The sequence below is a fragment of the Flavobacterium zubiriense genome (assembly GCF_041729725.1).
GTDB classification, from domain to species: domain Bacteria; phylum Bacteroidota; class Bacteroidia; order Flavobacteriales; family Flavobacteriaceae; genus Flavobacterium; species Flavobacterium zubiriense.
The window spans coordinates 158,321-174,313 of sequence record NZ_JBCFQL010000010.1 but is presented as its reverse complement, the minus strand read 5'-3'; the positions used below and the strand labels follow the sequence as shown (position 1 = coordinate 174,313).

Here is a 15,993-nt window from a genome sequence, read left to right as displayed (position 1 = left end):
TATGTTGTTTATTTGTTTATTCGGTTATTTGGTTAATCGTTACACAAATAACCAAATAAACTTTTTATAAAATGTGTTTTTGTGCTTTGTATGAAGAACGAACTAATGGTCCACTTTCTACATGACGGAAACCTAATTCCAAACCATATTGCTCGTATTTAGCAAATTGTTCTGGCGTGATGAATTCCTTAACAGGCAAGTGTTTTTTACTAGGCTGTAAGTATTGACCAATAGTTACCACATCTACATTAGCAGCACGAAGGTCTCTCATGGTTTGGTAAACTTCTTCTTCTTCTTCACCAAGACCTAACATAATTCCTGATTTGGTTCTGTTGATTCCTTTTTCTTTTAGGTAACGCAATACTTCTAAGCTTCTGTCGTATTTGGCTTGGATACGTACTTCACGAGTCAATCGGCGAACGGTTTCCATATTGTGTGATACTACTTCTGGATTTGCTTCTACAATGCGATCCAGGTTTCTTTCGATGCCTTGAAAATCAGGAATTAAAGTTTCAAGTGTAGTATTTGGGTTCATTCTACGAATTGCTTTTACGGTTTCTATCCAAATAATAGAACCACCGTCTTTCAAATCGTCTCTGTCTACACTCGTAATCACGGCATGTTTAATGTTCATAATTTTAATAGAACGGGCTACTTTTTCAGGTTCGTCCCAGTCTACCGTTTCTGGACGACCTGTTTTTACCCCACAAAATCCACAAGAACGGGTACATGTATTTCCTAATATCATAAAAGTAGCTGTTCCTTCGCCCCAGCACTCGCCCATATTAGGACAACTTCCCGAAGTACAAATGGTATTTAAGCTATATTTATCAACTAAGCCACGAAGCTCTGTGTATTTTTTCCCAATAGGTAATTTTACTTTTAGCCATTTTGGTTTTGCAATCGGAGTAGTAGTATCTAAAACAGTTTCCATAGATCAATTTTAAGGCTACAAAGATACACAATGTTGATTTAAATGTGATGTTTTAACTAGCCAAGCTTTAGTTAGATTTGTTATAAAAAAAAGCAGCACTAGGGCTGCTTTGAGTTTTTATTTGAAAAAAAAGATTAATCTATTAGTACTGTAATGGGTAAATTGTAAGCCGTTCTCACTGGTTTTGAATTCAACATTCCAGGAGTCCATTTGGTTTTTATGGATTGCAATACACGAATGGCTTCTTTTTCTAGAGCTTGTCCAGGTTTGTTAAGTACTTTTATGTTGCTCATGCTACCGTCTCTTTCGACTACAAAAGAAACAAAGATGCGAATGCTTTTAGTTTCGTCCATTATTGGGCTTCTGAAATTATTTCCAACATAACGGTAGAATTTTTCTATTCCTCCTGGAAATTGCGGTTTTTTATCTAACATTGCAGCAATATGAGTTTCTGTACCAGAACCAGTGCCGTCAGTTGCAGTGCCTGTTCCGATTCCTGAACCCGTTCCGTTTGCAACTCCTTCTCCTGTTCCATTTCCGGAGCCAGCAATAACCAGTCCATCGGTTGTGCTTTCTACTGGATTGGTTCTTTCTAAGGTGAATTCTACAACTGGGGTTGCTTGTATTGTGCTTACTACCGTTGGATTAATAAGTTGTTTGTTATCTATTTCTTCGGTAGCTGTTTGCTGTTGTGCTGGAAGTGCTGCTGCAGCTGCCTCTTGTATTTCTGCCTGATAAATATCGGTTAATTCAATTATTCTATCTTGCATTTCAGGAACTGTGGGAACAGTGATTTCTTTTGGATGAAGTAGTAAATTGGGCAAAATCACTAGTGCGGTGCACACTAAAATACCAATAAAAAGGGCGTTAAAAGAGGTTTTTGTAGTTTCCTGACGCAGTTGGAAGGCGCCGTACTCTTTGTTTCTGTTTTCGAAAACTAGATTGATCCAGTTGCTTTCATAAAGACTGTGTTGTGACATAAGATATAGATTTAATGGTTAAAGTTTTCAGTTAAATCGGTATGCGTATGTGGTATTTTTATTTAGAACGATTAAGGTACGAATTTAGTGTGTAATTTCCGTAGTGTTTTCGAAAATAATTTAGAATAATTTTAAAGTGGGTTGTTAGGGTCTTTAAATTATGAATTCTCTTTAATATGCCGCGTAGCAAACGCTCTGTTTTATATTAAAAAGGAAGTAGCTCCTCGTTGCAAACGAGAACCAGAGGGGATTAAGGATTCGTTTATCAATTGCGTCTGGCTTTAGCCAGATGATGGAATTGATATAAGGATAAGGCTTTAGCCAAAAAACAGAACGAATTAGGCTAAAGCCAATTTAGATTCTTATTTTAAAACGGGCTAAAGCCCGTTCCAATTGATTTTACGCAATTTCCTCTAGTAATTCCACAAAGTATATAAGTTGTTTGTTTGTCTAATCATTTCAAATCTTTACTATCAGGATAGAAAAGTATTGTTGAGATTTCTTCGCCAGTTCACTATCGCTCGTGTCCTCCCTCGTTGGAAAGACAAACTGGGAGGTTTTGGTTTGTGTGAAAGAACGTTTTTAAGGAGTTTTACTCATAATCTTGTCATTCAGAGGAACTAGCAATTTCATTCAGTAACTCCGTAAAGTGTTTAAGTATTTGCTCATCGTTGTGGGCATGGAAAAGATGTTCTTGCTATCGGGGATTCTCTTTAATAAGCCGCGTTGCAAACGCTCTGTTTTATATTAAAAAGGAAGTAGGTCCTCGTTGCAAACGAGAACCAGAGGGGATTAAGGATTCGTTTATCAATTGCGTCTGGCTTTAGCCAGATGATGGAATTAAGATAAGGATAAGGCTTTAGCCAAAAAACAGAACGAATTAGGCTAAAGCCAATTTAGATTCTTATTTTAAAACGGGCTAAAGCCCGTTCCAATTGATTTTACGCAATTCCCTCTAGTAATTCCACAAAGTATATAAGTTGTTTGTTTGTCTAATCATTTCAAATCTTTACTATCAGGATAGAAAAGTATTGTTGAGATTGCTTCGCCAGTTCACTATCGCTCGTGTCCTCCCTCGTTGGAAAGACAAACTGGGCGGTTTTGGTTTGTATAAAAGAACGTTTTGAAGGATTTTTACTCACAATTCTGTCATTTCGAGGAACGAGGAATGGCATCCCGTAACTCCGTAAAGTGTTTAAGTATTTGGTTATCGTTGTGGGCACGGAAAATATTTCCGCGCTATCGTTGTGTTGATATACCCAAGCTGTCGGGATTTATTAGCTGTTAGCAGCGGTTTAAACTTTTCCACAACATTTCTTGAATTTCAATCCACTATGGCAAGGACAAGAATCGTTTCTTTGAAATTTTTTAGTTTGAAATTTTTCAGTTTTTTTTTGACGCCTTTCACGGTAATAGATCTGATCAATTGATTGTCCCCAAGAATAATCTAATCCAACAATGTCAGTTTTCGGTTCGGTTAAACCATGTTTTAAATGGTATGCTAAGTATCCCATTTCATTTTCTGCTTTGTACTTTTTGCTAAATTTCACTCTTTTCGATATGTAATCCAGGAAGTTAACAGGTTTGTTTAAATATTTTACCAAAAGATCAAGGTCGAAAATATTTAGTGTCACAGGTACTTCTGTATTGGTTTCTCCTAACATGACGTGTGATTGGTGAGTAAGCGCAGGATAATTTTCTAGAACTATTGTTACAATATAATATTCTTCAATGCCACGTAAATTATTTATGGAAAAGTTTGTGTTCTCACAATTAAATATAAGTCCTTCAGGATTTAATAAACTTTCTTTGGCTACTATTCCTTGATTGAAAGCATCTTCAATTGCAGCTTTAAAATCTTTTTTAATAGCATCTAAATTTCCATTCTTAGATAATGAAGTTAATTTTTTCGATTTTATTTGAAATATAATTCCAAAATTTCCAGAAATTGCTAAAATATCAATATCGGTTATTTGATCGTTTTTTGTTTTATTTATTATAATGTTTTGAAAGACTGAACATTCTGGAAAAATTTTTAAAAGTATATTTTTAGTCATTTCTTCTGCAACTTTTCCTCTATTATATGAGGCTTTTGATGAATAAGCCTTGTCAAGAATCATCCAATAAAAAGGACTTTCGTAAAGTGATTCACTTATTGCAAATAAAGATGGAATGAAGTATTTATTAGATGCGATTTTTATAATCGGTTTTTCCTTAAAAATATTAAAGTCCCCCAAATCATTTAAATTCTTATTGTTTGGTTGTTCGATGTCAATTGATAAGTGATTTAATAAACTTTCATATGTTTTTTTATTATTTGTAATTTCTTCTTTTGTTAAACAAACACTATCTAAGAAATGTTGATAAAAGGGAATATTCTTCTTTATTTTAAGTTGATTGATTTTTATTTCAAGTTTGTCTGAGATGTTTTTATAAAATAGTTCACTCACAATTAAGTCCAAATCTTTATTTAATTGGAGCCATTCCTTATCGTAAGTAAATTTGTGATTAATTAAGCTCAAATACTGTAAATCATAAGCGCCATCACTAGAATAGAACATTGCTTCCTTCAGCATCCCACCGTGAGTAAAACGCTCATAAAAAGATGCATTTTCATCTCTAGTTTCATAATAATCTTCAAGAAAAGAATTATGAAGGTTTTCCATTATTTCATATGTATGTGCCTCCATTTCCTCAATTCTTTCAGTATCTACCTCATCAACATTAGCATTTTTTAACCAAAGTCCAATTAGAAAGCTAAACTCGTTGTGATTTAGGTGTTCGAAAACATTTTTGTTAAATAATGTTTCCGTTGTACCAATAAAATCATTGAATAAAATTTTGACAAGTACAAATATAAAACCTGAAGATTTTGTTAGTTGGCTTAACTTTTCAATGTGTTTTTGCTGCTTCATTTTTATAAAATGCCTGTAACCGGTTTAACACGCATAAATTTGATTTGTTTTGTTCTAAAAACAGCATATTACACGCAAGTTTCTATTTCTACAAATATAAAAACTTTTCTTACTTGTAAAAGAAAAATCTTAATGATACTTAATGTCCTTAATGGTTAAAAAAAAACTATCTCTTAGTATGGATAATTTCTGCCAATAATTTTTTGGCTCTAAGGAGTTTTACTTTGACGTTGTTGAGGGGTTCGTCAATTTTGTTGGCTATTTCCTGATAGCTCATTTCCTGAAAATAACGCAGTTGAATTACTTCCTGATAATGTGGTTTTAATTCTTTGATGTATTGCAGCAATTGTGATAGGTTTTGCTCGGTAATCAGCTCGTCTTCCTTAGACGGAGAGGTGTCGGCAATATTGTAAGCTTTCTGGTCTTCCTGCTCGGTAATTTCGACAAAAAGGCTGGATTTTTTTTTGCGTAGCATATCAATATAGACATTCTTTGCAATGGCAATCAGCCAGGTGTTGAACTGGAATTCAGAATTGTAAGTTGCTATTTTATCGAATGCTTTCGAAAAAGTTTCAATGGTAATATCTTCGGCGTTGGTCTCGTTTTCGGTGTGTTTGAGCATAAATCCATAGACTTCACCCCAATAATGGTTCAATAGAAAAGTAAAGGCCGTTTGGTCTCCTTGTTTGGCTTTTTCTATTTGAATTTTTATTTCCAATTGACTGGTTTTGAAAAAAGATTAGTGATAAAAACATTGATTTGTGTAAAAACAAGCGCAATCTCTACTATTGGGAACCAAAATTTAATATCTTTTTCTTTTAGTTTCCCTGCTGAAAAACCAACGATAATCCAGGCACATAAATAGCGTAAACCCACTAAGCTCAATACCAGAATCCATTGGAATTGTAAAGCTAATAATAAAGTAGCCAAAACAATAAATAACAATTGCGAACTATAGAACAAACCCAATTGCAATTGATCTACGGTTTTATAATGCTTTGCCGTGGCAATATGTCTTCTTTTTTGGGTAAACCAATCTTTGTACTTGGTTTTCGGTGCCGAATACGTAAAACTTTCAGGCATATACGCTACTGTGGTATTACTTCCTTTGGCCGCTTCGTTGATAAACAAATCATCGTCGCCTGAACGTACCTGAATGTGATTGATAAAACCGTTTACATTAAAAAACTCTTCTTTTTTATAGGCTAAATTCCGGCCCACTCCCATGTAAGGATGTCCTAGTTTTGCCCAGGAAAAATACTGAACTGCGGTAAGCAAAGTTTCAAAACGAATGACTTTGTTCAGGAATGAATTGGCGATTTTTTCATAACCTCCATATCCTAAAACAATCGTTTTGTGCATTGTAAATTGCGAACTCATAGCAGTAATCCAGTCTTTTGATGTTGGATAACAATCGGCGTCCGTAAACAACAAATAGTCCTTCTTAGCGGCTTTGATACCTAAGGTTAAAGCGTATTTTTTATTTCCCCAAAAAGCCTCGTTGTTTTGAACTTTAACGAGACGAATGTTAGAATATTGTTGCTCGAATGCTTCAAAAAGTTCTAATGTATCATCACTAGAGGCATCATCGATTAAAACAATCTCAAAATCAGGATAGTTTTGCTCAGCTAATAGCGGAACAAACTTTGCTACATTTTCTTCTTCATTTTTAGCACAAACGATAACCGAAATAGGAATTCTTTTGGGTGTTATTTTTTGCGCTTTGGCGAAAGCAAATTTCCCAAAAACACCTAAATAATACGCAATTTGAATAGCAACAATAGCAATAAAAAAGTAAAGAATCAGTATAAGCATCAGAGTTTAATGGGTTTTTAAATCGAGTGCAAAGGTATGAATACAATTAGGATTTGAAAATGATAAAATATGAATTTTAAAAGAAAATTTTCAAGTCGGTTTTTTGTACTAAATCACGTTTACTTCAGCTTCAATGTGAATGCCAAAAGTCTCAAAAACAGTTTTTTGAATGGCTCTGGAAACGGCTAAAATTTCTTGTCCTGTTGCGTTACCATAGTTGACTAATACCAAAGCCTGGTTTTTATGAATTCCTGCATCACCAAAACGTTTGCCTTTAAAGCCAGCTTGTTCAATCAGCCAACCCGCAGGAACTTTTACTTCGGTTTCTGAAACTTCATAGAATTTCATCTCAGGGAATTTTCTATGAATGGCTTCGAAATCGGTTTTCAAAACAATTGGATTTTTGAAAAAACTTCCGCTGTTACCCAATTCTTTGGGATCAGGTAATTTACTTTGTCTAATAGCAATTACGGCGTTACTTACGTCTTTTAAACTAGGATTTAGTCCCGAGCCTTCGGGATTGTTTTTTTCTAATTCGGCTAAAATATCTCCGTAAGATGTATTGATTTTATGGTTTCGTTTAGTCAGTTTAAAAACCACCGAAGTAATAATATATTGGTCTTTTGCTTCGTGTTTAAAAATACTTTCGCGGTATCCAAAATTGCATTCGGCATTGCTGAAGGTTTTTATTTGCTGAGTTTTAATATTCATTGCGTTGCAAGAAACAAAGGTATCTTTGATTTCAGTTCCGTAGGCACCAATGTTTTGAACCGGAGTTGTACCCACATTTCCAGGAATTAACGACATGTTTTCCAATCCTCCAAAATCTTGCTCGATGTTCCAAAGTACAAATTCGTGCCAGTTTTCGCCCGCCTGACTTTCAATCCAGACAAAATCCTCATCTTCCTTGATGATTTTTTTTCCTTTTAAATCAATATGAATCACTAAAGCATCAATATCTTTTGTCAATAACATATTGCTTCCACCGCCCAAAACGAATTTTCTCTCAGAAGAATATTGTTCTAAAATGGTTTTCAATTCGGCGATGCTGTGAACAGCAACAAATTGTTTGGCTTTGGCCTCAATGCCAAAAGTATTGTAGTTTTTTAAAGAAAAATGATTTAGAATTTCCATAAAAGAAAGCGCTTTTTTAGTCGTGAATTGAAGATTCAAAAGTAAGAATTATAATTTTTGGTTTTACCGCTAAGACACAAAGTTTGCGCAAAGTTCGCTAAGCTTTGTGTTTTTTGCGTAAATCCTAGCGAACTTTGTGGTTAAACTATTTTTTAGAATCAATCAACTCGTGGTATTTCTCCGCAATAATTTTCATATTGGTTTTGTAATCCACATGATTTTCAATGAATTTTCGATTGTTTGTAACAGCTTCGTTTCGAATGGCTGAATTTTCAAAAGCCCAAAGGATTTCTTTAGCTAACATTTCAAAATCATCAACAGCAATTAATTGACCGTTTTCGCGATGGTGAATCCAACTTTGATTTCCCGATATGTCGCTAACAACGGGATAACAACCGCAAGCCATCGCTTCAAATAAAGAAGCCGAAACGCCTTCGGTTATGGGCATACTAATATAAAAGTTAGATTTTTGTAACTGTTCTGGAAGTTCAGTATTCGGAATTCTTCCAGTAAAAATGACTTTGTTTTCAATATCCAATGTTCTGACTAATTTTTTCAAAACAGCAAGTTGTTTGCCATTACCAATAATAGTCAAACTAAAATCAATTCCTTTTTGGTGTAAAATTCCAAAAGCTTTTAAAATAACATCGTGTCGGTATTCTGGCAATAATGAACGAGTAACAATAGCGAAAATTTTCTCAGGATTGACGGTGTTTTTATTTTCGAATTTGTTCAAATCAATTCCCTTTGGTAAAACCAAAATTTTGGTCGTATCTACTTTGGAATTTTTCATGTGTTCCGCCATTATTGGACCCCAGGCGTGAATAAGTGTGGCTTTTTTGAAAGCGTAATTTTGAATTATTTTTTTAAACGGAATGGTAATCGAATCTTCAGGCCATAAATCAGTTTTGCCTTGTTGGGCAATGGCAGAAGGTTGTAAACCTGAAAGTGCTGCCAGAAAACCATAACTGGTGGTTCTTTCGGCAATAATCATATCGGGATTTTGTTGGCGAATTATTTTTCGAATGGCAATAGGAGCGAAGCCAAATTCCAATGTTCTTAGGATTCTATTCAAAAACGAATTGTTTGCAGTTTGCAATTCCCAATTGATAATCTCAAAACCACCAAATTCCTTTAAGCCGTTTGTCCAGGTAATGGCATCAGCGCGATAGGATTCTCCAAGAAAAAGTATTTTCCTTTTTTTCATTAAAATAAGCTGATTTTTTTGCCACAGATAAAACTTTTTTATTTACCGCAAAGGACGCTATGCTTTTAAGTATTTGTATTTTGCAAGGATCGCAAAGCTTTGCGGTCTTTGCGTTAAAAAAGAAAAAATATCTTCGTGTTCTTTACGGTTAAAACTAGTATAGGTGTCGTCAGGACTCGCTTTTTAAAATCCCTCTGTTTCTAAAGCACGATTCATGAATTCGTTTAAAGGTTTTAAAAGGATTAGTTTCTGACTCATTTTCGAAACAAAATCTTTTTGAGTCACCTCTGAAATATCAAATTTTTGAATGGTTTCGAAACTTTTTAATTTCAATAATTCAATCGCAGGATGATCTTTTTCGTAACCTCTTGGTGGATTTTTGAGTGTGCTTTTTTCATTTCGATTGAAATCACCAAATTCTTTTTTGAAATTAGGTTCATTCAAAATAGCTTCTAAATCGTCGTAGAAAAAGGCAATTTCTTTGCGTATTTTTTTTAGGTCTTCGGCTTCGGGCGAATAAAAACCGCCAGCAATAAACGAAGCTCCTTTTTCGATATGAACATAATATCCCGCACGATTGAGTCCTTTAGCACCAGAAGACAACCAAACGCCCAAATGCGATTTATAAGGTGATTTGTCTTTAGAAAACCGAATGTCACGATTGATTCTGAAAGTACAATTTTTTATTTCCAATATTTCTAATGCAGGATCCAGAGGTTTCATAGTGTCTAAAAAAGCAGCAACTAACTGATGATACTCTTTTTTGAAAATTTCGTATCGTTTTTTATTATCCTGAAACCAGTCTCTGTTGTTATTGTTTCTTAAATCGTCTAAAAATTGTAGTGATTCTTTTGTTAGCATGAATAATGGCTTTTGAGTTTTTTATTGCGCTGTTTTTGTTTCGGCATTCCATTTCAGGTAGCCGCCGTCTAGGTTGTAGATTTTTTTGAAACCTAATGCTGATAGTTTTTCAGATGCTTTTTGGCTTCGTTTTCCACTTCTGCAGTATACATAAACGGGCTTGTTTTTGTCTAATTTCTCGGTGTTTTTAACGAAATTTTCGTTTTGCCAATCTATGTTTTTCGCCTTGTCAATATGTCCTGTAGCAAATTCTTCAGGAGTGCGAACATCGAGTATTTGTGGTTTTGGAGTTGTTTTTATTTCTTTTGCGAAAGCAGCCACTTCAACAGTCTTGATGTTTTCTGAAGTTTGTGCGTTGCAAGAAAATAAAATGAATAAAAGTAGTATTGCGAATAAGGATTTGAATTTCATCGAATTTGGATTTTAATTGTATCAAAAATAGTTAAAAAGGATAGTTTTTGTTTAGTTTGTTAGTTTTTTTAACCGCAGATTTCACAGATTAACACAGATTTTTTCTTTTTTTCGCTAAAAAAAACTTAGTGAACTTTGCGGAAAACTTTGTGCCCTTTGTGGTTAAAAAAATTATAAGTTGAATATTTTATACGATTGCAACGTCGATTTTACAATGGCTTCGGTGCGTTCCGGATGTGTGTCGGAAATAAAAAGCTGACCAAAAGTATCCGAATTGACCATTTCAACAATTTTTGCAACCCGGGTTTCGTCTAATTTATCAAAAATATCATCGAATAATAAAATGGGTTTTACACCACTTTGTTTTTTTAGGAATTCAAATTGAGCCAGTTTTAAAGCTATCAAAAATGATTTTTGTTGGCCTTGTGAACCAAATTTCTTAATGGGATGGTTGTCGATTTCAAATGCTAAATCGTCTTTGTGAATTCCCACGCTGGTGTAATGTAAAGCTCGGTCTTTATTGATGTTCTCTTGTAAAAGCGTCAATAAATCCTTTTCGAACAAATGACTTTCATATACTAATTGAACGGATTCCTGCGAACCTGTAATGGTGTGATGGTGTTCGTTGAAAATGGGAATAAACTCGGCAATGAATTCTTTTCTTTTTTCGAAAATATACTTTCCAAATCCATTTAATTGCTCATTATATATAGAAAGAGTGTCGTTGTCAAAAACATGATTCAAAGCAAAATATTTCAACAAGGCATTGCGCTGACTCATTACTTTTTGGTACTGGATGAGTTGTTGCAAGTAGTGGGAATCGAGTTGGGATATTATGCTGTCAATAAATTTTCGGCGGGTTTCGCTACCTTCAATAATCAAATCCCTGTCGGCTGGCGAAATAATAACAAGGGGAATGAATCCAATATGATCGGAGAATTTATCGTAAGCTTTACCGTTGCGCTTCAAAACTTTTTTCTGCCCTTTTTTTAAGCTGCAAACCAGTTGTTCGCTTCTTTCATTTTTGATGAATTCGGCATCAATGACAAAAAACTCTTCGCCGTGTTTGATATTTTGAACTGCCAACGGATTGAAATAGCTTTTTCCATAGGATAAATGGTAAATAGCGTCCAGAACATTAGTTTTTCCAATACCATTTTTACCTACAAAACAGATAATTTTGCCGTCAAACTCAAAATTGGCTTCCGAAAAATTTTTATAATTGAATAAAGATATTTTTTTTAAATACATTGAAGTGCTGCTGGTATTGAGGAATTTGCTGTTTTTGCCTGAGCTTTTAAAACAGGCTGCAAATTATTGAAAAATATCGATATAAATAGCTTTTGGAACTTTTCTGTATTAAAAAGTTTGAGACTGCATTTGTTGAAAAAAATCCATAAAATAAAAATATTTTCGATTTAAATATAAAATATGAGTTTTTATGTGTGGGTTTGAATAAAAATTTTATTTTTGCGGTTCACTAAATTATTTTTAAATGGCTACGTACAATAAAAGAGGATATAAAGCACCAAAAGAGAAAGAAGTAAAAGAAGCTGTAGAAGAACAAGTAGTAATTGACGAAAAAAACAGTACAACTGCTGAGGTTTTTTCTAAATTAGACGAAACTGCATCAAAAACGGAAGACTGGGTTGCTAAAAATCAAAAAATTATTATTGGTATAGTAGGAGCTATTGCTTTGTTTACTGTAGGTTATGTAGCTTACCAAAAATTTGTTGCTGATCCTAAAGAAGAAGAAGCAGCTAGTGAAATGTTTGTTGCGCAACAAAATTTTGAACAAGCAAGTAATGGCGTAGCCAGTGATTCATTATACAAATTATCATTGAATGGTTCTGAAGGAAAATTTGGATTCCTTAAAATTGCTGACGAATATTCAGGAACTTCAGCTGGAAACTTAGCTAATTATTATGCTGGTGTTGCTTATTTGAACACTGGAAAATATACTGAAGCAATTGATTATTTGAGCAAATTCAAATCGGATGATGTTGTTTTGAGTGCTTTGGCAAAAGGAGCTATTGGAGATGCTTATTCTGAAAACAAGCAACCAAAAGAAGCTTTGGAAAATTATGTAAAAGCAGCAGAATCGAATAAAAATGATTTTACAACGCCACGTTTCTTGTTGAAAGCGGGAAAAACAGCTTTAGCATTAGGTCAAAAAGAAGAGGCTTTGAAATATTTTACAGATATTAAAGATAACTATGAGAATTCACCAGAAGCAGCTTCTGTAGAAGGATTGATCGGTTTATCTCAGTAACATAAAATCGCATTTAAAAATTGGTGATTGCAAGGAATTAATACTTGTAATCACCAATTTTTATTTATAAATTGAACGTCTAAAAAAATTAAATTTAATATGGCAACGATTAATAAAAATTTATCAGTTTACGATAAGAGCACGCTTCCAAGTGCGAAAGATTTTCGTTTTGGAGTTGTTGTTTCAGAGTGGAATGACAACATCACAGAAGGTTTGTATAAAGGAGCAGAAGATGCTTTTTTAGACAATGAAGTGCCTGCTCAAAATATTATTCGATGGAATGTCCCAGGAAGTTTTGAGTTAATTTATGGTGCGAAAAAAATGTTGCAAACTCAAAAAGTTGATGCAGTTATTGTAATTGGATGTGTAATTCAAGGACAAACCAAGCATTTTGATTTTGTTTGCGAAGGCGTAACTCAGGGAATTAAAGACCTGAATGTACAAACGGATATTCCGGTAATTTTTTGTGTCCTGACCGATAATACGATGCAGCAATCCATTGACAGAAGTGGAGGAATTCATGGAAATAAAGGAACTGAAGCAGCTATTGCAGCTATAAAAATGGCTTACATTCGTCAGCAGGCTTCATTAACGCATGAATATCCAAGTCAGAATTTGTTGACTTCCGGAGCAATACAATTAGAAGAAGGAACGCCTTTGGAATTAAAAGAATAAAAACTAAATAATTCAAAATGAAACCTATACTATTCTGGCCAAATGGTATAGGTTTTTTGTTTTATTTATGACTTAAGATAACCTAAAAGACGCTAGAAATTTATTAAATTTGCTGGGCTTGGTTATTTTCTGAGTACTAATTACTGAAAACTGAATCCTAAAAAAATGTCGAGTATAATCCAATTACTTCCTGATCATGTTGCTAACCAAATTGCTGCTGGAGAAGTCGTTCAAAGACCTGCTTCGGTGGTCAAAGAATTGCTTGAAAATGCAGTCGATGCTAATGCAACGGATATCAAGTTGATTATAAAAGATGCTGGAAAATCATTGGTTCAGGTGATTGACAATGGAAAAGGAATGAATGTTACCGATGCACGTTTGTGTTTTGAGCGTCACGCGACTTCTAAGATTCGTCATGCCGAAGATTTGTTTACATTGCATACCAAGGGTTTCCGTGGAGAAGCTTTGGCTTCTATTGCTGCGATTGCTCATGTGGAAATGAAAACCAAGCAAGATCAAGAAGAATTAGGAACGCAAATTGTTATCGAAGGAAGTAAATTTATTTCTCAGGAATCAGCTGTGTTGCCTAAAGGAACTTCGTTTGCGGTTAAAAATTTGTTTTTTAATATTCCCGCCCGACGTAATTTCCTGAAATCGGACACGGTGGAATACCGACATATTGTTGATGAATTTCAACGTGTGGCTTTGGCGCATGCTAATATTCATTTTACTTTTTACCACAATGGCAGCGAAATGTTCAATTTACCCAGTTCGACATTAAGACAACGTGTGGTGAATGTTTTTTCGGGGAAAACCAATGAAAAATTGGTTCCCGTTCAGGAAGAAACCGAAATTGTAACCATTCAGGGATTTGTTAGCAAACCTGAATTTGCTAAAAAAAATAGAGGCGAACAGTTTTTCTTTGTCAATGACCGATTTATAAAAAGTGGTTATTTGCATCATGCGGTGATGGCTGCTTATGACGGAATTTTAAAAGATGGAGCGCAACCGAGTTATTTTTTGTATTTATCAGTTCCACCTAATTCTATCGATATTAATATTCATCCTACGAAAACTGAAATCAAGTTTGATGACGAAAGTGCATTGTATGCTATTTTAAGAGCTTCGATAAAACACAGTTTAGGACAGTTTAATGTGGCACCGGTTTTGGATTTCGAAAGAGATGCTAATTTGGATACACCTTATCATTATAAAGATTTGGAGGGAGCAGTGCCTACCATTCAGGTCGATAGTACTTTTAATCCATTTTCGGATGATAAAGTCAACAAGCATTATGCTGGCTCTGGTTCAAGCTACAAGAAACCAGCTGCTACGGCTAACTGGGAGAGTTTGTATGTGGGTTTAAAGCAAGAAGCTGATTTTACAACCGAAAGTACCGAATTTTCATTTGAAAGCGAAGAAGTTACGGGTTCATTATTTAATGACGAAGAAGTAGAACATGTGGTTCAGAATGTCTATCAAATTCATAAAAAATATATTGTTTCGCCTATTAAATCAGGAATGGTTATTGTGGATCAGCAACGCGCACATCAGCGGGTTTTGTACGAACAATTTTTGACGAATATGACGGTACATCAAGCATCGAGTCAACAATTGTTGTTTCCGTTGAATTTGTATTTTTCGTCAAGCGAAATGGAATTAATTGATGAGTTGAAGCTTTCGCTAGTTAATACCGGATTTGTCTTCGAAGAAACTAACGACGATCATGTAGTGATTTCCGGAATTCCAGTGAATGTTACTGAAAGTGAAATTTCGATGGTTTTAGAACAGTTATTGAGTGATTTGCATGATGGAATCCCAGAGAATAGTTTTAGTCAAAATGATACTATTGCCAAGTCGATGGCAAAAAGTTTGGCTGTAAAAACAGGAATAAGTTTAACCATAAAAGAACAGGAAAATTTAGTAAACGGACTTTTTGCCTGCAAAGATCCTAACGTTTCTCCTTTTCAAAAACCAACTTTCATTACAATGCGTGTGGAAGATATAGATAAAAAATTTGCACTATGATGAATGTAACCGAAACGGTAAAGCAATTATTGATAATTAATGTTCTTTTCTTTATTGGAACATTAGCTGTGGGTGATCCGGCTTACCAAATGTTAGCCATGTATTTTCCAGAGAACCAAGCCTTTCATGGTTGGCAAATTATTTCTCACATGTTTATGCATGGCGGATTTATGCATATTTTCTTTAATATGTTTGCTTTGTATTCTTTTGGTTCAGCATTGGAACATTTTTGGGGAGGAAAAAAGTTCCTTTTTTTCTACATTTCTTGTGGTTTAGGAGCAGCTTTATTGCATACCGGAATTAACTATTATTATTTTAATGATGCTGTAAGTATTTTAGGGGAAAATGGTTTTCGAAAATCAGAGATTTTACAATTATTGAATGAAGGTAAAATTAATACACAATGGCAAGCTATTTTAACACCATCAGAATATCAAAACTTCATTAGCGCTTTTGCAGGAACGGTTGTTGGTGCTTCTGGTGCGATATATGGAGTTGTAGTTGCTTTTGCATTTATGTTTCCTAATGCAGAGTTGGCTTTAATGTTTATTCCAGTGCCAATAAAGGCAAAATATTTTGTTCCCGGATTAGTTTTGATAGATTTATATTTAGGAGTTTCAGGACAGTCCATTTTTGGGGGATCAAGCGGAATTGCTCATTTTGCTCACGTAGGCGGTGCTTTATTTGGTTTCCTGATTATGTGGTATTGGAAGAAAAACCAGTTTAATGACAACCGTTGGAATTAATTGTAGAAAAAGAAT

Annotated in this window: 14 protein-coding genes; 4 read left to right on the top strand and 10 right to left on the bottom strand. The window is 34.4% G+C overall.

Going from position 1 to position 15,993, the window contains the following annotated elements:
- Positions 1-64: 64 nt before the first annotated feature.
- The 10 genes from lipA to recF form a co-directional block, all read right to left on the bottom strand.
- Entirely contained in the window at positions 65-934 is an 870-nt protein-coding gene (gene lipA / locus AAGV28_RS10810; RefSeq protein WP_373406821.1) for a lipoyl synthase, read from the bottom strand.
- A 134-nt stretch (positions 935-1,068) separates the two neighbouring features.
- On the bottom strand, positions 1,069-1,914 hold the full coding sequence (locus AAGV28_RS10805; protein ID WP_373406820.1) for an energy transducer TonB: 846 nt from the start codon (positions 1,912-1,914) through the stop codon (positions 1,069-1,071).
- A gap of 1,295 nt (positions 1,915-3,209) precedes the next feature.
- Positions 3,210-4,829, bottom strand: a complete 1,620-nt coding sequence (locus tag AAGV28_RS10800) for a YecA family protein (RefSeq protein WP_373406819.1) — start codon at positions 4,827-4,829, stop codon at positions 3,210-3,212.
- Between the two features lie 166 nt (positions 4,830-4,995).
- Entirely contained in the window at positions 4,996-5,547 is a 552-nt protein-coding gene (locus tag AAGV28_RS10795) for an RNA polymerase sigma factor (protein ID WP_373406818.1), read from the bottom strand.
- A complete protein-coding gene (locus AAGV28_RS10790; RefSeq protein ID WP_373406817.1) occupies positions 5,538-6,644 on the bottom strand; it encodes a glycosyltransferase in 1,107 nt (368 codons plus the stop codon). Before AAGV28_RS10790 ends, AAGV28_RS10795 begins: the two co-directional genes overlap by 10 nt.
- Positions 6,645-6,752: 108 nt before the next feature.
- Positions 6,753-7,817, bottom strand: a complete 1,065-nt coding sequence (gene murB, locus AAGV28_RS10785; protein ID WP_373406816.1) for a UDP-N-acetylmuramate dehydrogenase — start codon at positions 7,815-7,817, stop codon at positions 6,753-6,755.
- A gap of 106 nt (positions 7,818-7,923) precedes the next feature.
- Positions 7,924-8,985, bottom strand: coding sequence for a glycosyltransferase family 4 protein (locus AAGV28_RS10780; protein ID WP_373406815.1), 1,062 nt, complete (start codon positions 8,983-8,985; stop codon positions 7,924-7,926).
- A 183-nt stretch (positions 8,986-9,168) separates the two neighbouring features.
- Positions 9,169-9,846: a DUF2461 domain-containing protein gene (locus AAGV28_RS10775; RefSeq protein WP_373406814.1), complete on the bottom strand. Its 678-nt coding sequence runs from the start codon at positions 9,844-9,846 to the stop codon at positions 9,169-9,171.
- A gap of 21 nt (positions 9,847-9,867) precedes the next feature.
- Positions 9,868-10,257: a rhodanese-like domain-containing protein gene (locus tag AAGV28_RS10770; protein WP_373406813.1), complete on the bottom strand. Its 390-nt coding sequence runs from the start codon at positions 10,255-10,257 to the stop codon at positions 9,868-9,870.
- Positions 10,258-10,428: 171 nt separating this feature from the next.
- Positions 10,429-11,508: a DNA replication/repair protein RecF gene (gene recF, locus AAGV28_RS10765; RefSeq protein WP_373406812.1), complete on the bottom strand. Its 1,080-nt coding sequence runs from the start codon at positions 11,506-11,508 to the stop codon at positions 10,429-10,431.
- A gap of 244 nt (positions 11,509-11,752) precedes the next feature.
- Between recF and AAGV28_RS10760 the strand changes: the two genes are divergently transcribed.
- From AAGV28_RS10760 to AAGV28_RS10745, 4 genes are all read left to right on the top strand, one after another.
- Positions 11,753-12,529, top strand: a complete 777-nt coding sequence (locus AAGV28_RS10760) for a tetratricopeptide repeat protein (protein WP_373406811.1) — start codon at positions 11,753-11,755, stop codon at positions 12,527-12,529.
- 99 nt (positions 12,530-12,628) lie between these two features.
- Positions 12,629-13,204, top strand: a complete 576-nt coding sequence (gene ribH, locus AAGV28_RS10755; protein ID WP_373406810.1) for a 6,7-dimethyl-8-ribityllumazine synthase — start codon at positions 12,629-12,631, stop codon at positions 13,202-13,204.
- A gap of 165 nt (positions 13,205-13,369) precedes the next feature.
- Positions 13,370-15,232: a DNA mismatch repair endonuclease MutL gene (mutL, locus tag AAGV28_RS10750; RefSeq protein WP_373406809.1), complete on the top strand. Its 1,863-nt coding sequence runs from the start codon at positions 13,370-13,372 to the stop codon at positions 15,230-15,232.
- Positions 15,229-15,978, top strand: coding sequence for a rhomboid family intramembrane serine protease (locus tag AAGV28_RS10745; protein ID WP_373406808.1), 750 nt, complete (start codon positions 15,229-15,231; stop codon positions 15,976-15,978). Before mutL ends, AAGV28_RS10745 begins: the two co-directional genes overlap by 4 nt.
- Positions 15,979-15,993 lie beyond the last annotated feature (15 nt).